The sequence below is a fragment of the Pseudomonas sp. FW300-N2A2 genome (assembly GCF_017351735.1).
GTDB lineage: Bacteria > Pseudomonadota > Gammaproteobacteria > Pseudomonadales > Pseudomonadaceae > Aquipseudomonas > Aquipseudomonas migulae.
In genome coordinates this window covers 252,175-270,464 of the sequence record NZ_JACNDU010000001.1, presented here as the reverse complement: position 1 = coordinate 270,464, position 18,290 = coordinate 252,175, and the positions used below count along the sequence as shown (strand labels likewise).

Annotated in this window: 12 protein-coding genes; 6 read left to right on the top strand and 6 right to left on the bottom strand. The window is 59.6% G+C overall.

Annotation, left to right across the window (positions count from 1 at the left end; genetic code table 11):
- Window position 1 precedes the first annotated feature (1 nt).
- Both J4E42_RS01045 and J4E42_RS01040 read left to right on the top strand, forming a co-directional pair.
- Window positions 2-1,378: a TolC family outer membrane protein gene (locus tag J4E42_RS01045; RefSeq protein WP_008044317.1), complete on the top strand. Its 1,377-nt coding sequence runs from the start codon at window positions 2-4 to the stop codon at window positions 1,376-1,378.
- A 27-nt stretch (window positions 1,379-1,405) separates the two neighbouring features.
- Complete coding sequence (locus tag J4E42_RS01040) at window positions 1,406-3,253, top strand: polyurethanase (protein WP_207284341.1); 1,848 nt, start codon at window positions 1,406-1,408, stop codon at window positions 3,251-3,253.
- Window positions 3,254-3,352: 99 nt separating this feature from the next.
- On the opposite strand, the gene J4E42_RS01035 is transcribed toward J4E42_RS01040, so the two are convergent.
- Window positions 3,353-3,577 carry a YgdI/YgdR family lipoprotein gene (locus J4E42_RS01035; RefSeq protein ID WP_008026328.1) on the bottom strand — a complete coding sequence of 75 codons (225 nt, stop codon included), beginning with the start codon at window positions 3,575-3,577 and terminating at the stop codon, window positions 3,353-3,355.
- 222 nt (window positions 3,578-3,799) lie between these two features.
- Here J4E42_RS01035 and J4E42_RS01030 point away from each other — a divergent pair, with 222 nt between their 5' ends.
- The 4 genes from J4E42_RS01030 (at window position 3,800) to J4E42_RS01015 (ending at window position 10,772) form a co-directional block, all read left to right on the top strand.
- Window positions 3,800-5,452 (top strand): VRR-NUC domain-containing protein, encoded by a 1,653-nt coding sequence (locus tag J4E42_RS01030; RefSeq protein ID WP_207284340.1) that lies wholly within the window; start codon window positions 3,800-3,802, stop codon window positions 5,450-5,452.
- The gene (locus tag J4E42_RS01025) at window positions 5,449-7,728 is read left to right on the top strand and encodes an ATP-dependent DNA helicase (RefSeq protein ID WP_207284339.1); all 2,280 of its coding nucleotides are present in this window, start codon (window positions 5,449-5,451) and stop codon (window positions 7,726-7,728) included. Before J4E42_RS01030 ends, J4E42_RS01025 begins: the two co-directional genes overlap by 4 nt.
- Before the next feature lie 128 nt (window positions 7,729-7,856).
- Entirely contained in the window at window positions 7,857-8,765 is a 909-nt protein-coding gene (locus J4E42_RS01020) for a zeta toxin family protein (RefSeq protein ID WP_207284338.1), read from the top strand.
- A gap of 87 nt (window positions 8,766-8,852) precedes the next feature.
- On the top strand, window positions 8,853-10,772 hold the full coding sequence (locus tag J4E42_RS01015) for a PAS domain-containing sensor histidine kinase (protein WP_207284337.1): 1,920 nt from the start codon (window positions 8,853-8,855) through the stop codon (window positions 10,770-10,772).
- An 832-nt stretch (window positions 10,773-11,604) separates the two neighbouring features.
- Here J4E42_RS01015 and J4E42_RS01010 read toward each other — a convergent pair.
- The 5 genes from J4E42_RS01010 to J4E42_RS00990 all read right to left on the bottom strand — a co-directional run bounded on the left by J4E42_RS01010 (window position 11,605) and on the right by J4E42_RS00990 (window position 18,242).
- On the bottom strand, window positions 11,605-12,753 hold the full coding sequence (locus J4E42_RS01010) for a MalY/PatB family protein (protein ID WP_008041480.1): 1,149 nt from the start codon (window positions 12,751-12,753) through the stop codon (window positions 11,605-11,607).
- A gap of 104 nt (window positions 12,754-12,857) precedes the next feature.
- Complete coding sequence (locus tag J4E42_RS01005; RefSeq protein ID WP_207284336.1) at window positions 12,858-14,177, bottom strand: OprD family porin; 1,320 nt, start codon at window positions 14,175-14,177, stop codon at window positions 12,858-12,860.
- A 55-nt stretch (window positions 14,178-14,232) separates the two neighbouring features.
- Complete coding sequence (locus J4E42_RS01000; protein WP_008041483.1) at window positions 14,233-14,886, bottom strand: hydrolase; 654 nt, start codon at window positions 14,884-14,886, stop codon at window positions 14,233-14,235.
- Between the two features lie 187 nt (window positions 14,887-15,073).
- Entirely contained in the window at window positions 15,074-16,342 is a 1,269-nt protein-coding gene (locus J4E42_RS00995) for an OprD family porin (protein ID WP_207284335.1), read from the bottom strand.
- Between the two features lie 127 nt (window positions 16,343-16,469).
- On the bottom strand, window positions 16,470-18,242 hold the full coding sequence (locus J4E42_RS00990) for an acyl-CoA dehydrogenase C-terminal domain-containing protein (RefSeq protein ID WP_207284334.1): 1,773 nt from the start codon (window positions 18,240-18,242) through the stop codon (window positions 16,470-16,472).
- Between the last annotated feature and the right edge of the window lie 48 nt (window positions 18,243-18,290).

Below are 18,290 nucleotides of genomic sequence, written 5' to 3'. Positions count from 1 at the left end.
GATGTTGCGCTGTATGAATAAGCTGTCTGTGTTTGCGGCGAGCCTTGTGCTGCTGACCTGTAACCCGACCATGGCCATGGGACCGTTCGACCTTTACGAGCAAGCGTTGCGCAATGATCCGGTGTTCCTCGGCGCGATCAAGGAGCGCGACGCCGGCCTTGAAAACCGCGCGATCGGCCGCGCCGGGCTGCTGCCGAAACTGGGTTACAACTACAACAAGGGCCGCAACACCTCCAAGGTCACTTACCTCAACGAGCGCGGGCAAAACCAGAGCGATGACCGCAACTACAGCAGTTACGGTTCGTCGTTGACCCTGCAACAACCGCTGCTGGACTACGAGGCCTACGCGACGTACCGCAAAGGCGTGGCGCAGTCGCTGTTCGCCGATGAGAACTTTCGCGGCAAGAGCCAGCAATTGCTGGTGCGGGTGCTGGAGAACTACACCCAGGCGCTGTTCGCCCAGGACCAGATCGACATCGCCCAGGCCAGGAAGAAAGCCTTCGAGCAACAGTTCCGGCAGAACGAGCAATTGTTCCGTCAGGGCGAGGGCACGCGCACCGACATCCTCGAAGCCGAGTCACGCTACGAGCTGGCAATCGCCGAAGAAATCGAAGCCCGCAACGAACAGGACGCGTCCCTGCGAGAACTGGGCGCGCTGATCGGCGTGCCGGCCGTCGACATCAGCGATCTCGCGCCGCTGGATCAGCAGTTCCAGACTTTCACCCTGCAACCGGCCAATTACGACACCTGGCATGAGATGGCGGTCGCCAACAATCCGGGCCTGGCCTCGCAACGTCAGGCGCTGGAAGTGGCGCGCTACGAGGTGGAGCGCAATCGCGCCGGGCACCTGCCCAAAGTCAGCGCCTACGCAACGGTGCGCCAGAACGAATCGGAAAGCGGCAACACCTACAACCAGCGCTACGACACCAACACCATCGGCATCGAAGTCAACGTCCCGCTGTACGCCGGTGGCGGTGTCTCGGCGTCGACCCGTCAGGCCAGCCGCGCCATGGAGCAGGCCGAATACGAACTGGACGGCAAGACACGGGAAACCCTGATCGAGTTACGCCGCCAGTTCAGCGCGTGCCTGTCGGGGGTGAACAAGCTGCGGGCCTATCAGAAAGCGCTGACGTCCGCCGAAGCGCTGGTGGTGTCGACCCGGCAGAGCATTCTCGGCGGTGAGCGGGTCAACCTCGACGCGCTGAACGCCGAACAACAGCTCTACACCACACGCCGCGATCTGGCGCAGAGCCGCTACGACTATTTGATGGCATGGACCAAGTTGCATTACTACGCCGGCACCTTGAACGAGCAAGACCTGGCCAAGGTTGACGAAGCATTTGGGCAAGGCCCGAAGGAACGCCGGAAAGATCTCTGACAATTCCAACAAAAGAGAGGCTTTACCATGGGTGTATACGACTACAAAAACTTCGGCACAGCAGATTCAAAGGCGTTGTTCACCGACGCCATGGCAATCACGCTGTACTCCTATCACAACCTCGATAACGGCTTTGCCACCGGTTATCAGCACAATGGCTTCGGCCTGGGTTTGCCGGCGACGCTGGTGACCGCGTTGATTGGCGGTACTGACTCCCAGGGCGTGATTCCCGGCGTGCCGTGGAACCCGGATTCGGAAAAAGCCGCGCTGGCGGCGGTGCAGAAAGCCGGCTGGACGCCGATCACCGCTGCGCAGCTGGGTTACGACGGCAAGGTTGATGCACGCGGAACGTTCTTCGGCGAAAAGGCCGGGTACACCAGCGCCCAAGTGGAGATCCTCGGCAAGTACGATGCGCAGGGCCATCTCAGCGAAATCGGCGTGGCCTTTCGCGGCACCAGTGGACCTCGGGAAAGCCTGATCAGCGATTCGATCGCCGACGTGATCAACGACGTGCTGGCAGCGTTGGGCCCCAAGGATTACGCGAAAAACTACGTGGGCGAGGCCTTCGGCGACTTGCTTGCGGATGTTGCCGCGTTTGCCCGGGCCAATGGCTTGTCGGGCAAGGACGTGCTGGTCAGTGGTCACAGCCTTGGCGGGCTGGCGGTCAATAGCCTGGCGGACCTGAGCAACGACAAGTGGGCCGGGTTCTACAAGGATGCCAACTACATTGCCTACGCCTCACCGACGCAAAGCAGCACCGATAAAGTGCTGAACGTCGGTTATGAGAATGACCCGGTGTTCCGCGCGCTCGACGGCTCGTCCTTCAACCTGTCGTCGCTGGGCGTGCACGATGCGCATCAGGACTCGGCGACCAACAACATTGTCAGCTTCAACGATCATTACGCCTCGACGGCGTGGAATGTGCTGCCGTATTCCATCCTCAATATTCCGACCTGGATTTCCCACCTGCCCACGGGGTATGGCGATGGCATGACGCGGGTGCTGGAGTCGAAGTTCTACGACCTCACCAGCAAGGACTCGACCGTCATCGTTGCCAACCTCTCTGACCCGGCGCGCAGCAGCACCTGGGTTCAGGACCTCAATCGCAACGCCGAAACCCACAAGGGCAGCACCTTCATCATTGGCAGCGACGGCAACGACCTGATCCAGGGCGGCAAGGGTAATGATTACCTGGAAGGCCGCGACGGCAACGACACCTTCCGCGACGGCGGCGGCTACAACATCGTGCTGGGTGGCAAGGGCAGTAACGTGCTGGATCTGCAGCAGTCAGTGAAAAACTTCGATTTCGCCAATGACGGCGCGGGGAACCTGTACATCCGCGATGCGCAGGGCGGCATCAGCATCACCCGCGACATCGGCAGCATTGTCACGAAGGAGCCGGGGTTCCTCTGGGGGCTGTTCAAGGATGACGTGACCCACAAGGTCACCGCCAACGGCCTTGCGGTGGGCAACGACCTGACGCAGTACGCGTCCACGCTGAAGGGCGGAGCGGGGGCCGATACGTTGAAGGCGCATCCCGGTGGTGATTGGTTGTTTGGTCTGGATGGCAACGACCATCTGGTGGGCGGTCAAGGCAACGACGTGTTGGTGGGCGGGGCAGGAAATGACCTGATGGAGGCGGGTGGCGGGATCGATACGTTCCTGTTCAGTGGCGCGTTTGGCCAGGATCGGATCGTGGGTTATCAGGCGAACGACAAACTGGTGTTTCTCGGGGTTCAGGGGGTGGCGCCGAATGATGACGTACGCGCCCATGCCACGGTTGTGGGGCAAGACACGGTGCTGACGTTTGGCAGTGATTCGGTAACGTTGGTCGGGGTTGGGCTGGATAGCCTGGCCAATGTCGTCATCGCCTGAAGGTGATGTGGCGCCTGTAAGGGCCTCTTCGCGAGCAAGCCCGCTCCTACAAGATTCCTGTAGGAGCCGGCTTGCCGGCGATGAACGATAACGCGGTCTTCAGTCTTCCTTGCGAACCGTGGCCACGTCATTAACCTTGACCTTCACTTTCGCCCCGGAAATATCTTCGAACTCGTAAAAGCCTTCTTTGGTATTGGCTTTTGGCATGTCCTTGGTCAAATATTGAGTGCCGTTCTGCAGTGTCACCACCGTTGGCGTCGAGCAACCGGCCAGGGCCAGAAGGGCTGCCGCTACCAGTGGCAAACCCAGTGTCTTGATATTCATAACCACCTCTCATCCTCCAAAAATCAGCGCGACTGCTTCAAATCCTTCAATCGCCGCTGCACTTCTACCGCCGTTGGTGCGACGGATCCCCAGAAAGTTCGATGGGCCACCCAAAAAAAACCGGATCGCGCCGCCGCTTATCCTTTTCCGTTTGCACCGGACGGGTCGTAGCTGGTATCTGTACGCATAACCAGTACTCGTACGCCGCGGCCCTGTTTCCCTGTGACCACAAATCCCCTCGACGATCCGTTCTATTACTTGAACAACTTCATGCAAGTGCTTGATTGGCTTGAACATCGTTATGCCGATGTATTGAGTGTCGAGGAGCAATGCTTCATCCGTGAGTTCAATCGACTGCCCCGGGAACCCCGTGCGCTCCTGGTCCGGATGGTCATGCGCAAGGGCGTTCACTTCAGGGCGAGCAAACTGCATTACGTCGAGATCGGCGACATTGCCATGGCCGCTGAGCCGCTGCTGGCCCAGGGCTGGATCGATGAGCAGTCGCCGCTGCCGCTCGACGAGGTGTTCGAGGCGTTGCTCAAGGCCGAAATCCTTCAATGTTTCGGTGCCGCCATCGATCAGCCCAAAGGGAAAAAGTCCGACTGGCTGCCTGCATTGAGCGAACGGTTTCCCGAGGTTCAACCCTTCAATCAGTGGTGCGCGCCACTGGATGATCGGTTGTTCAGCCTGACTATCATGGGCTTGTGCGATCGCCTGCGCCTGATGTTTTTCGGCAACCTTTACCAGGACTGGTCGGAATTCGTGCTTGCCGACCTCGGTATCTTTACCTATGAAAAAGTCGAGTTCTGCGCCGAATCACGCGGCTTGCGCAGTCGCGAGGACGTGGACGCCTGCCTGTTTCTCCATGACTGTCAGCAGCAGTTCGAGGCCGGTGAAGCGGTGGCGACGGTTGTCGAGCAGATCAACGGGCTGGCGCTGAGCAATCCCTGGCTGCAAAAGCGGCGCAGCAAATTGCTGTTCCAGATCGGTCAGCACTGCGAACGCGTGGCGGATTTCGCCAATGCCTTGGGCATATACCGCGAGTGCGCCTGGCCTGGCGCACGGTCGCGGTTGATTCGTGTGCTGGAGCGCTGCGGCGAGTATCAGTTGGCCATGGACCTGGCCGTTGCAGCCGGGCAATCGCCGGAAAGCGCCGCCGAACAACAGCAATTACTGCGAGTGGTGCCCAGGCTGCGGCGCAAACTCGGCGGGCCGGCAGTGAAACGATCCTCTCCACGGGAAATGCAGCGTCTCGATCTGCAACTGCCCAGAACCGACCCGACGCTGTCGGTGGAGTTTTACGTTCAAGCGCATCTGGCGGAGGAATCGGCGCCGGTGCATTACGTCGAAAACAGCCTGATCAACTCGTTGTTCGGGTTGCTGTGCTGGCCGGCAATCTTTGCGCCGTTACCGGGGGCGTTTTTCCACCCGTTCCAGCGCGGGCCGGCGGACTTGCTCAATGAAGACTTCCAGGCGCGCCGGGCCGACCTGTTTCAGGCCTGCCTCGCCGAGCTGGATGACGGACGTTACCGCCAGACCATCCGTGAGCGCTACGCCGCCAAGTGGGGCGTGCAGTCGCCTTTCGTGTTCTGGGGCGCGTTGAGCGAACCACTGCTTGAACAGGCCCTCGATTGCCTGCCCGCCGAGCACCTCAAACACTGGTTCAACCGCCTGCTGCTGGACATCAAGGCCAATCGCGCCGGCATGCCGGACCTGATTCAGTTCTGGCCGCAGCACAAGACCTACCGCATGATCGAAGTCAAAGGCCCGGGTGATCGCCTGCAGGACAACCAGTTGCGCTGGCTCGAGTTCTGCCATGAACACCAGATGCCGATTGCTGTTTGCTACGTGCAGTGGGCGGAGCAGGGCGCTTGAGCTACAGCATCGCGGTGCGGGCGTTGTGTGAATTCACCGCCAAGGTCGGGGACCTCGACCTGCGCTTCACGCCCTCGCCGACGGCACTGGAGGGGATCGTCGGCCACCGTACGGTGGCGTCCCGGCGTAGCGAGGGTTACCAGAGTGAGGTCGCGCTTGAAGGTCTGTACCAGACGTTGAAGGTCAAGGGCAGGGCGGACGGCTACGACCCGGCGCAAAACTGCCTGGAAGAAGTCAAAACCTATCGCGGGGACTTGAGCAAACAGCCGGCTAACCATCGTCAACTGCATTGGGCGCAGGCCAAGGTCTATGGCTGGTTGATGTGCCAGAAACTGGGCCTGGCACAGATCAACCTGGCGCTGGTGTATTTCGACATCGTCAGCGAAAAGGAAACCTGTCTGGTCGAGGCCTTCAGCGCTGGAGAATTGCAGGAGTTCTTCGAGCAGCATTGCCGACTGTTCCTGCATTGGGCCGAACAGGAAATGGCCCATCGCGAGGCGCGCAACGGCGCGGCGCAGCAACTGGCGTTTCCCCACGCAGGCTTTCGTCCGGGCCAACGGCATTTGGCCGAGTCGGTGTTCAAGGCGGTCAGCATCGGCCGGTGCCTGATGGCGCAGGCGCCGACCGGCATCGGCAAGACGCTTGGGACGCTGTTTCCGATGCTCAAGGCGCTGGCGCCGCAGCAACTGGACAAGGTGTTCTTTCTTACGGCAAAAACGCCGGGGCGCAAACTGGCGCTCGATGCTGCGCAGGTGATCCTCGACAGCGCGGATGCGCCGCCGCTGCGGGTTCTGGAGATGATCGCCCGGGACAAGGCCTGCGAACATCCGGACAAAGCCTGCCACGGCGAATCCTGCCCATTGGCCCAAGGCTTCTATGATCGCTTGCCGGCCGCGCGCCAGGCCGCCAGCGAGCTGTCACTGTTGAACCAGAATGCCTTGCGCGAGGTGGCCGTGAAACATGCGGTGTGCCCGTATTACCTGAGCCAGGAAATGGCACGCTGGTCAGACGTGGTGGTCGCCGACTACAACTATTATTTCGATTTCAGTGCGCTGCTGTTCGGGCTGGCCCAGGCCAATAACTGGAAAGTTGCGGTGCTGGTGGACGAAGCCCACAACCTTGTGGAGCGCGGCCGGCAGATGTACAGCGCCAGTCTCGACCAGTCGGCCCTCAACGGCGTGCGTAAAACCGCGCCCGAGCCGTTGAAAAAATCCCTGCAACGGGTCAATCGTGAGTGGAACGCCCTGCATAACCTGCAACTTGGTGCGTATCAGGCCTACGATAAGCCTCCGGAAAAATTGCTTCAGGCGCTGTCCTCGTGCAGTGCGAGCATTGGCGATTACCTCAATGATCACCCGCAGGGCCTGGACAGTGCATTGCAGACGTTTTATTTCGACATGCTGCAATTCTGCCGCGTTGCCGAACTCTTCGATGAACAGTTTCTGTTCGACATCAGCAAGCGGGACCTCGAGCGCAAAAAGTCGCTCTCGCAACTGTGCCTGCGCAACGTGGTGCCTGCCGGTTTCATCCGCCCGCGCCTGACGGCCGCACGCAGTACCGTGCTGTTTTCCGCGACGTTGAGCCCGCGTCATTACTATGGGGATCTCCTCGGGACGCCGGCGAACACGGTGTGGATCGATGTCGAATCACCGTTTCACGCTGACCAGTTGAAGGTCCATATCGTCAATCAGATATCCACGCGGTTCGTTCATCGGCAATCGTCCCTGGCGCCGATCGTCGAGCTGATTGCCCGGCAGTTCAGTCAACGCCCCGGCAACTACCTGGCGTTTTTCAGCAGCTTCGATTACTTGCAGCAAGTGGCGCAGTTGCTGGCCGAAAAACACCCGCACATCACTGTGTGGGCGCAATCGCGGGGCATGGGAGAAGCCCGGCGACAGGATTTTCTCGATCAATTCACCGCAGACAGCCAGGGAGTCGGCTTCGCTGTGCTGGGCGGGGCATTTGGCGAAGGCATCGACTTGCCCGGCGCGCGGCTGATCGGTGCATTTATCGCCACCTTGGGCCTGGCGCAACTCAACCCGGTCAATGAACAGTTGAAACATCGCATGGCCGCGATTTTCGGTGCCGGTTACGACTACACCTACCTGTTTCCCGGCGTGCAGAAAGTGGTGCAGGCTGCGGGGCGAGTGATACGCACCCAACAGGATGAGGGGGTGGTGATGTTGATTGATGACCGGTTTGGCGACAGCAAGGTCAAGCAACTGCTGCCGCGCTGGTGGTCGGTTGCTCCGGCGATTTCGCTCTCGGCGGAGTAGGATTTTTTACCTTAAAAAACATCGACATACCTTGAAAAACACAGACATTTGAACAAGTGGCGAATGCCCGCTTTATTCATAGAGGCAATCATCACTTTCAAGCCAGTCTTTGATAAGGAAATCAAGGTATGTCAGCAGCACCGAACTATACGTACACCCAAGAGCAGGTCACGGCCGCATTCGATGAAATAAAAGCGACGCTGTTCAGCGGCATTACGGCCGAGGCAACCCCGAAAATGCTGATCGTTGCCGGCCTGCAGGGATCTGGCAAAACGTATCTGCTTGAAAAAAGTCTTCTGCCTTCGGGCCGCTACAAAAACTACGTGCGCCTGTACCTGCCCGAATACCGGAAAAAACACCCTCACTACACCGAGATGATCAAGCTTGGCGTTCTGCATGCGTATGAGCATACAGAGGCGTTTGTACGTGAGGTCAGCGCGATGATCTTTACGCAGGCATTTGTCGGCAAATACAACATCGTCATGGAGTGCGCATTCGACAGCCTCGATTTCGCGTCTTTTCCGCCGACGGCAACTGCCGCCGGTTATCAATTCGAGACTCATATCGTTGGCTGCACCCAAGAGTTCGCTCATGTGTCGAGCATCAAGAGAGCACTCAACAGCCTCGAAAACCAGGAAATGGAAAGATTTCTGACGGGATCAACACTGGCTGCCAGCATGGGGTATGCACAAGCGATCATCCTGGCCATCGAGACCGCTTCAAAAGCGATCAGCGGTTCACAAATCACCGTGTACGAACGCGGATTCGGCGTGTTGAAAGAGCGGGCGATACGGGCTCAGAGCACTTACACCCTGGATGCCGACGGCACGCTGACCAAAACGACAACCCTGAGGCATTTTGAGCACATCGTTTACTCGCGGATTATTGATAACCCTGTATTTGCGGTGAATGGTCACCACGAAATTATCAAGGAGTGCCATCTGGCGCTGCTCAAGATCGCGGGTCATACCCAGCATGTTCCGAGTTTCGTATACAACGATTTGTATGCCTGCATTGTCAGATACGTAAACCGATAAGACTTTGCGTCGATCGGTGCATTTCGGCTTTCCAAACCCCAAGCTTGTCGCATACTCCTCAAAAAACAATCACGACGTGAGGGCTCAATGAACGAAGATCGAGGCAAAGCCAGCACCATCGAGGACGGGCGCTTTCGCCTGTTGATCGATGCGGTGATTGACTATGCGATCTACATGATTGATCCCGACGGCATCATCACCAGTTGGAATGCCGGCGCTCGACGCTTCAAAGGGTATGAAGAAGCGGAAATCCTCGGTCAGCATTTTTCGCGTTTCTACACCGAGGAGGACCGTCTCAAGGGGATGCCCCAACGAGCCCTGGATACCGCCATTCGCGAAGGGCGATTCGAGGGGGAAGGCTGGCGGGTGCGCAAGGACGGTACGCATTTCTGGTGCCATGTGGTGATCGATCCGATCCTCGATTCGACGGGCAAGTTGCTGGGGTTTGCCAAGATCACCCGGGACCTGACCGACCGCAAAATGGCTGAAGAAGTGCTCAAGCAAAGCGAACAGCAGTTCCGGCTGCTGGTGCAAAGTGTCACGGACTACGCCATCTACATGCTCGACGCTGACGGACGGCTGACCAACTGGAACCCTGGTGCCCAGCGCATCAAGGGTTACTTGCCCGAAGAAGTGATCGGTCAGCATTTTTCGATGTTTTACACCCCGGAAGACCGCGCAGCCGGCGAACCGAAGCGCACGCTGGACATTGCCATCCGTGAGGGGCGATTCGAGAACAAAGGCTGGCGAGTGCGCAAGGACGGCACGCGGTTCCTGGCGCATGTCGTGGTCGATCCGATCTGGGGCGATACCGGGACGTTGCTCGGTTTCGCCAAGATCACCCGGGATATCACTGAAGCGACCCGCGCTCAGCAGGCGCTCGAACAAACCCGTGAGGCGCTTTTCCAAGCGCAGAAAATGCAAGCCATCGGGCAATTGAGCGGGGGGATTGCCCATGACTTCAACAATTTGTTGACGGTGATCCTTGGCAATCTGGAAATCGTGCGCAAGCGCATCGGGGACGATTCGAAGATCACCCGATTGCTGGACAACGCCACTCAAGGTGCCTTGCGCGGAGTGGCGCTGACCCAGCGCATGCTGGCCTTTGCCAGGCGACAGGAACTGAAGACCGAGTCCGTCGAGATACCGACGCTGGTGGAGGGCATCACCGGCCTGTTGCGCAGTTCCCTCGGGCCTTCCGTAGTCCTCGAAACCCGTTTTACGGAAACGATCGAGCCTGTTTGGGCCGACAAAAACCAGCTCGAACTGGCAGTCCTGAACCTGGCGACCAATGCCCGCGACGCCATGCCCCATGGTGGCAAGCTCCTGATCAGCGCCCGGTCTGAAGACGCCGGCGATCACCCCTCGCTCAGGCCAATGACAGGTCGTTATGTTTGCCTGAGCATCAATGACACCGGGGAGGGCATGGACGACGCCACACTCGCCGTGGCGATGGACCCGTTCTTCACCACCAAAGGGGTCGGCAAAGGTACGGGGCTGGGATTGTCGATGGTGCATGGCTTCATCGAACAATTGGGCGGGCGATTCATTCTAAAAAGCCAGAAGGGCAAGGGCACCACGGCCGAACTGTGGATTCCCGTCGCCACGCAAGGTTCGATCGCCAAGCCTGCCCAGGAGGAAGCCGCACCGCCGGTGCCTCGGCTGTGCGTGCTGGTGGTGGATGACGACAGCCTGGTGCTGACCAGTACCTGTCTGTTGCTCGAAGATTTGGGCCATCAGGTGATCAGTGCGGTATCCGGGGCTCAAGCGCTGACAGTGCTCGACAGCGAACAGGTCATCGACCTGGTCATTACCGACATGGCCATGCCGCAAATGAACGGTGCGCAACTGGCGCAGGCGATCCGAAGCATCAGGCCCGACCTGCCGATCATCCTCGCCACGGGTTACGCCGAGCGGCTGGAAGGCTTTGCGACCAAGCTCCCACGCCTGTCCAAACCATTCACGCAACTCAACCTGGTGGAAATCATCGCCTCGACATTACGGTAATAAACCGCCCGGCTCTTCAAGCGTACGCGCTTATTCTCCCGCGCCCGTAGGAGCCGGCTTGCATGGATGTGTGCCGGAATAAATTCCTGTAGGAGCCGGCTTGCCGGCGATTGGCCCTTGAGCCTTGCGCTGACCTTGCCGGCGATTGGTCCCTGAGTCCTGCGCTGACCTTGCGGACGTCATCGCTAGCAAGCCAGCTCCTACAAGGTACGAGGTGGCTGGCATGGATGTGTGTCGCGACAAATTCCTGTAGGAGCCGGCTTGCCGGCGATTGGCCCCTGAGCCCTGCGCTGACCTTTCGGACGTCATCGCCGGCAAGCCAGCTCCTACAAGGTGCGAGGTGGCTGGCAGGGATGTGTGCCGCGACAAATTCCTGTAGGAGCCGGCTTGCCGGCGATTGGCCCCTGAGCCCTGCGCTGACCTTGCGGACGTCATCGCCGGCAAGCCGGCTCCTACAAGGTGCGAGGTGGCTGGCAGGGATGTTTGCCGCAACAAATTCCTGTAGGAGCCGGCTTGCCGGCGATTGGCCCCTGAGTCCTGCGCTGACCTTGCGGACGTCATCGCTAGCAAGCCAGCTCCTACAAGGTACGAGGTGACTGGCAGTGATTTGTGTCGCGACAAATTCCTGTAGGAGCCGGCTTGCCGGCGATTGGCCCCTGAGTCCTGCGCTGACCTTGCGGACGTCATCGCTAGCAAGCCAGCTCCTACAAGGTACGAGGTGGCTGGCATGGATGTGTGCCGCAACAAATCCCTGTAGGAGCCGGCTTGCCGGCGATTGGCCCTTGAACCCTGCGGTGACCTTGCGGATGTCATCGCCGGCAAGGGGGGCTTGTTAGCGGTCGCGCAAACTGCGCTCCATCCGTGCGATGCCTTCCTCCAGCAACGCGCGCGGGCAGCCGAAGTTCAGGCGCACGAACTGTTGGCTGTCATCGCCGAAATCCAGGCCAGGGCTAAGCCCGACCTTCGCCTTTTCAAGGAAGAACTGCTGCGGGTTCTCCAACCCCAGCGCCGAGCAGTCGAGCCAGGCCAGGTAGGTACTCTGAGGCACATTCATGCTGATGCCGGGCAAGCGCGTGCGAACGGCATCCACCAGATAATCGCGGTTTCTTTGCAGGTAGTCCTTGAGCGCGGCCAGCCACGGCGCACCTTCGGTGTAAGCAACACGTGTCGCTTCCATGCCCAGCGGATTGACGCTGTCGACCATGCCGCAGCGCGCATGGTTGACGCGCTCGCGCAGGGCGCGGTCCTGAATGATCATGAACGAAGTCTTCAGGCCAGCGATGTTGTAGGCCTTGCTCGCCGACATCAGCGTGATGGTGCGCCGGGCGATTTCCGGGCTCAACGAGGCGGTTGGAATGTGTTGGCGGCCATCGAAGCACAGTTCGGCATGGATTTCGTCGGAAATGATCCAGGCGCCCTGCGCCACGCAGATATCGGCCACCGCTTGCAGCTCTTCCCTTGGGAACGCCTTGCCCAACGGGTTGTGCGGGTTGCTCAGCAGCAACGCACCGCCGCCTTCCAGCGACTGGCGCAAGGCCTGAAGCGGCGTGGCGTACGTGCCATCAGCCATCGCCTCGAAATTCAGTTCAACCTTGTTCAGCCCCCAATGCCCCGGTGCATGACGCAGCGGTGGGTAGTTGGGCGTTTGCACCACGACATTCTGTTGCGGCTGGACCAGCGCATTCAGGGCCATGTTAAAACCCGATTCCACGCCCGGCAGGAAAACCAGCTCCTGCGGCTCGACGCGCCAGGCGTACTTGTTCCAGAGGTCGGTCACGATGGCATTGCGCAAGTCATCCTGCGCCACGCTGTAGCCGAGCAACGGGTGTTCCAGACGTTTTTGCAGGGCCTGGATGATCACCGGTGGCGCGGCAAAATCCATGTCGGCAACCCACATCGGCAATACGTCGGCCGGGTAGCGGCTCCACTTGGTACTGCCGGTGTTGTGGCGGTCGAACACCTGATCAAAATCGAAGGTCATGCTCATTCTCATACAAGGCAGGGTTGTTTTCGGCGGTCATGATAAACGCCAACCCCTGTGGGAGCGAGCCTGCTTGAGAGTGCGAGCACGCCGGCTGACCATTATCAGAAACGGCCGAAACTCAGCGGGTACTCGATAACGACATAAACCCTGTCGATATCATCGCCCGCCTGGGCGCTGTTGGCCCGGTGCGAGACATGGGACAGTTGCAGCGACAAGCCCTTGGCCGATCCAGACTGCACGATGTAACGCAAGTCGATGTCTCGCTCCCAATGCCGTCCATCATTACCTTGCAGCGGCCTGTACGCACCGACCGACTCATCGAGCGGGTTGTAGGCGCCGCCCTTGGGGGCGTGCGTACCGTCGATCTGGCTGCCTGTGACATAACGGGTCATGAATTTCAGCCCGGGAATGCCATAGAGGCCCAGATCAAGGTCGTAGCGAGCTTGCCAGGACTGCTCGTGGGCACCGTTGAAGTCGGCGTATTTGATCGAGTTGGCGAGGTAAATCGAGTCGCCACCGACGAAATCGAACGGGGTATCGCCGTTGACCTTTTGATAGGCCAACGTGAAGGCGTGGGCATCGACGGTGTATTTGCCTGACAGGCTGAACGCTGTGTTGTCGATAGCTCCGGCCAACGCCTGGCCTGTGTCCTGCGTGCGATAGAGATTGGCGTCGAGGAACCAGCCGGACTGTTTCAGGTGCAGATTGCCGTAGTACTGATGCCAGGTGTCGGTCAGCTCTGAAGCATAGAGGGCCGCGCCGAACGGACTTTGCGTAAACAGGTCGGCACCCAGAATAGAAATGCCGCCCGCTTCAGTGTTGGCGCCGTAGCCGTAAAAGTTGTCCTTGCCCGAAGCACCGTCCTGATTCTTGAACGCCGTGAAGTGGCCGGCGACCAGATTCATTCCCTCAATCTCGTGGCTGTTCACCAGAAAACCGCTGGCGTACTCGGGTTGCAGGCGTTTATCCGCGGTGTCGAACACCGGGGTTTCGACCATCATTTCACCGAAGGCTAACGTGGTTTTCGAGGCCTTGATTTTCAACGCGCCGCCAGCACTGGAATAGTTGTCTTCGCTACGACCGTCGCTGTCCAGCGGCAATAACCCTGTCCCGGAATGGCCCTTGCCACCGTCCAGTTTCAATCCTAGAAACCCGTGGGCATCGAGTCCGAATCCGAGGGTGCCGGGGGTGAAACCGGATTCAAAAGAGCTGATAAAGCCCTGAGCCCACTCAGCTTTGTAGCTTTTGCCTGCCGGCGTCGGGGATCGATAGTCGTTGTTGAGATAGAAATTTCGGCTCAGCACTTCAAGCTTCGCGCCGGCCAGCAAGCCCTGCGATTCATCTGCCAGGACCATGCCTGATAACAGCGCCGGCAGACACAGGCACAACCCGCGACTGAGGTCTCGTGAGGAAAACGTCATCAATCAGTCCACCGCGAAGGGAAGCGGCTCCGGAACCCCGGAGCCGCGTTGTTACTTAATGACCTTCGGAGGCGCCGAACATGGTCTTGGCGTAGATCAGGCCCAGACCGTAAGAACCGCCGTTGGCGATCGAGGTTTTCACGGTTTCGTCGTAGGTCTCGGTACGTGCCCAGTCGCGCTGCAATTCAAGCAGGTATTGCAACGAAGTCATCGGCCGCGCGCCGATCTGGATCATGCGCTGCATCGCCATTTCATGGGCTTCGGTGGTGACGTCGCCACAGGCGTCGGCAATCACGTACACCTCAAAACCCTGGTCGATGGCCGACAGCGCCGGGCCGACGATGCACACGGAGGTCCACAGGCCGGCGAGGACGATTTTCTGTTTGCCGAACTTATTCACTTCAACGGCAATGCGCTCGTCTTCCCAGGTGTTCATGCTGGTGCGGTCAATGACGTTGTGTTCCGGGAACACCGATTTGATTTCGTCGAAGATCGGGCCGGAGAAGCTTTTTTCGGCAACGGTGGTGAGGATGGTCGAGACCTTGAAGCCGCGCGCCGCCTTGGCCACCAGCGCGGCATTGTTGCGCAGGGTCACGGCGTCGATCGATTTGGTCGCAAAGGACATTTGCGACTGGTGATCGATCATGATCAGCGTGTGGTCGGTTGGGGTCAGCAGGGTTTTGCCGGGTACTGCTTTTGCGATAGCCATGGCGATGTCCTTACGGGGTGAGTGAGGAGGCCATGGTGGCGTAGAGTCGGACGGGGATATTGAACCGATGTGCTGTGTTTTGACTTTCTTGCGGGGGAGGCTAGCCAGTTCCTACAGGATCGGGGTGTACGCCCCCCCCCTGTAGGAGCCGGCTTGCTGGCGAATCGATGGTGGCCGTTATGCCGCCTTACCAGATCGGCAACGTGTAACTGACGATCAAACGGTTTTCATCCAGATCACTGCCAAAATTTGTCGAGCGCACTGTCGCATTGCGCCATTTCACTCCGACGTTTTTCAGCGGCCCGCTCTGCACGACATACCCGATATCGGTATCGCGCTCCCATTCCTTGCCTTCAGGGCGGTTGTTACCCAGGTCTATATCGGTACCGTTGATGTAGCGGGTCATGAACGTCAGGCCGGGAATGCCGAGGGCGGCAAAGTTGTAGTCGTAACGGGCCTGCCAGGATTTTTCGTCCTTGCTGGCAAAGTCGCCGATCTGTACGAAGTTCACCAGGAACGCATCGGTGCCATTGATGTAGGCATACCCGGTGTCGCCGCTCATGCCTTGATAGCCCAGGCCGAACGCATGCCCACCGAAGTTGTAGGTGAACATGGCGCCAATTGCCTTGTTGTCGACATTACTGCCGCCATCATCGATGGAGCGTGCGAATCGCAGATCAGTCTTCAACGATTGACCGACGGTGACCGGCAACACGTAGGTCAGGTTGACCAGGTGCTGGCTGTAGAAATTGTCAAGGTGGCCGTAGCTGTAACCAGTGGCGAGGTTACTGGTCCATTTGTAGTTCAGACTGGCGAAATCGAAGCTGTCGCTGTCCAAATGGCGGCTGGTGATGCTCTTGGCGCCGGTTCGGGTGATGCCCATGTCCTCATAGTCCGAGGAGTCGCGCTGGTTGACCTGCGTCAGCCGTCCGGTATCCACGGTCAGGCCTTCGACTTCCAGCGAAGTCAGCTGGCCGCCCTTGAAGGTTTGCGGCAACAGCCGTGAATCGTTGGCCAATACCGTCGGCAGCTTGGGCAGCAATGTGCCCAGTTTCAATGTGCTTTTGGACGCACGCAGTTTGGCGGTCAGGCCCAGTTCACCGTATTCGTCCTGCGCGCCTTTGCGCGTGTCGCGATGGCGCTGGAGCACGCCGGAGCCGGCGCGATCCGGGCTGGAGTCGAGTTTGACGCCTACCAGGCCGATCGCGTCGAAACCGACCCCGATCAGCCCCTCGGTAAAGCCGGATTCGTAGCGCAACAGGAAGCCCTGCGCCCATTCCTCCTGTTTCGATTGCGCCGCGTTGGTCTGACGATAGTCACGGTTGAAGTAGAAGTTGCGTAGCTCAAGGCTGGCCTTGCTGTCCTTGATAAAGTCAGCAGCGGCGGGGGCCGAGAGGCTGATGACGCCGCCGGCCAGCAACAGTCGGGTAGCGAGAGTGCGGGTGTTGCGATCCATGTGAAGCCCCTTTGTTTTTATTATGAAATGACGGCTTGCGCGACCCTCGCCAACCGGGCGAGGGCTTACCAAGAAAAAACGCGAGCGCCGAAAAGAGAGGAGCGTGGCGCCGCGTGCGGTTCAATCGTTAGAACTGCTCGGCGCTCAGACCGAACAACGAGGCACTGCCGGCGCGAATCGATTGTTCGAGGCTCAAAATGCGCGGCAGCAGGCGATGGAAGTAGAAGTCGGCGGTGGCGATCTTCGCACCGTAAAAGCCTTCGTCGTCGCTTAGCTTTTGCCGGGCAACCTGCGCCATGCGCGCCCACAACCAGGCGTAGGCCACATACCCGAACAGGTGCAAATACTCCACGGAAGCGGCGCCGACTTCGTTGCGGTTGGTCGCTGCCCGGTCCTGCAACCAGTCGCTCAGGTCTTCCAGGCGCTGCACGGCATCGAACAATTGCGCGCTGTGGGGCGCGTCGGGCTGGTGGGCGAAATACCGAATCTGGCCGGTGAACTGACGCAACGCGAAACCGTTATCGGCCAGCACTTTGCGCCCGAGCAGGTCCAGCGCCTGAATACCGTTGGTGCCTTCGTAGATCTGCGCGATGCGCACGTCGCGGACCAATTGTTCCTGGCCCCATTCGCGGATGTAGCCATGGCCGCCGAACACTTGCTGGCCGTTGATGCAGCTCTCCAGACCGGTGTCGGTGAAGAAGGCCTTGGCAATCGGCGTCAGCAGCGCGACCAGGCTCTGGGCGCTCTCGCGTTCTTGCGCATCGTCGGAGAACTTCGCCAGATCGAGCTGCTGTCCGACATAACTGGCGAACGCGCGGCCACCTTCAGTCATGGCTTTCATGCTGAGCAGCATGCGGCGCACATCGGGGTGGACGATGATCGGATCGGCGACTTTGTCCGCGGCCACGGTGCCGGTCGGGGCGCGGCTCTGAATGCGTTCACGGGCGTAGGCCACCGCACTCTGATAGGACGCTTCGGCGCAGCCAATGCCCTGAATACCGATGGACAGGCGTTCGTAGTTCATCATGGTGAACATCGCTGCGAGGCCTTTGTTGGCTTCGCCCACCAGCCAGCCGCTGGCACCGTCGAAATTCATCACACAGGTGGCCGAGGCCTTGATGCCCATCTTGTGTTCGATCGAACCGCAACTTACGGCGTTGGCCTCGCCAAGGGAACCGTCGGCATTGACCAGCACTTTGGGCACAACAAACAGCGAGATGCCTCTTGGTCCGGCCGGCGCGTCGGGCAGTTTTGCCAACACCAGATGGACGATGTTTTCGGTCAGGTCCTGATCGCCGCCGGTGATGAATATCTTGCTGCCGGTGATGCTGAAACTGCCATCCGCCCGAGGTTCTGCGCGGGTGCGGATGATCCCCAGATCGGTGCCGGCATGGGCTTCGGTCAGGCACATGGAGCCGGCCCAGCGACCTTCATACATCGGCGGCAGGTACAGGTTTTTCAAGGTCTCGCTGGCGTGGGCATCCAGCGCCAGGCACGCACCGGAACTCAATGCCGAATACAGTGCGAAACTGGAATTGGCGCCGTAGAGCATTTCTTCAAACTGCACGGCGAGCATTTTCGGCATGCCCATGCCGCCGTACTCGGGATTACCGGACAGGCCGACCCAGCCACCCTCGATGTACGTGGCATAAGCCTGTTTGAAGCCGATGGGCGTGGTCACCTGACCTTCATGCCACTGTGCGCCTTCTTCGTCGCCGCTGCGGTTCAAGGGTGCGATCAGGTGCGCGGTGACTTTCCCCGCTTCCTCAAGGATCGCGTCGGCGATGGCGGCATCGATGTTGTCAGCCAGGGCGGGCAGGCGTGCCCACAGGGCCGGGGCGTCGAACACCTCATGCAGGACGAAGCGCAGATCGCGCAGGGGGGCTTTGAATTCGGGCATAACGTGAACCTCGACAGGACGGTTGTGCACGGCGCCGCAACCGGGCGC

Coding starts and splice junctions, on each gene's coding strand:
- J4E42_RS01040 (WP_207284341.1), top strand. CDS start 1,406: ATGGGTGTATACGACTACAAAAACTTCGGCACAGCAGATTCAAAGGCG.
- J4E42_RS01045 (WP_008044317.1), top strand. CDS start 2: ATGTTGCGCTGTATGAATAAGCTGTCTGTGTTTGCGGCGAGCCTTGTG.
- J4E42_RS00995 (WP_207284335.1), bottom strand. CDS start 16,342: ATGGATCGCAACACCCGCACTCTCGCTACCCGACTGTTGCTGGCCGGC.
- J4E42_RS01000 (WP_008041483.1), bottom strand. CDS start 14,886: ATGGCTATCGCAAAAGCAGTACCCGGCAAAACCCTGCTGACCCCAACC.
- J4E42_RS01005 (WP_207284336.1), bottom strand. CDS start 14,177: ATGACGTTTTCCTCACGAGACCTCAGTCGCGGGTTGTGCCTGTGTCTG.
- J4E42_RS01035 (WP_008026328.1), bottom strand. CDS start 3,577: ATGAATATCAAGACACTGGGTTTGCCACTGGTAGCGGCAGCCCTTCTG.
- J4E42_RS01020 (WP_207284338.1), top strand. CDS start 7,857: ATGTCAGCAGCACCGAACTATACGTACACCCAAGAGCAGGTCACGGCC.
- J4E42_RS00990 (WP_207284334.1), bottom strand. CDS start 18,242: ATGCCCGAATTCAAAGCCCCCCTGCGCGATCTGCGCTTCGTCCTGCAT.
- J4E42_RS01010 (WP_008041480.1), bottom strand. CDS start 12,753: ATGACCTTCGATTTTGATCAGGTGTTCGACCGCCACAACACCGGCAGT.
- J4E42_RS01015 (WP_207284337.1), top strand. CDS start 8,853: ATGAACGAAGATCGAGGCAAAGCCAGCACCATCGAGGACGGGCGCTTT.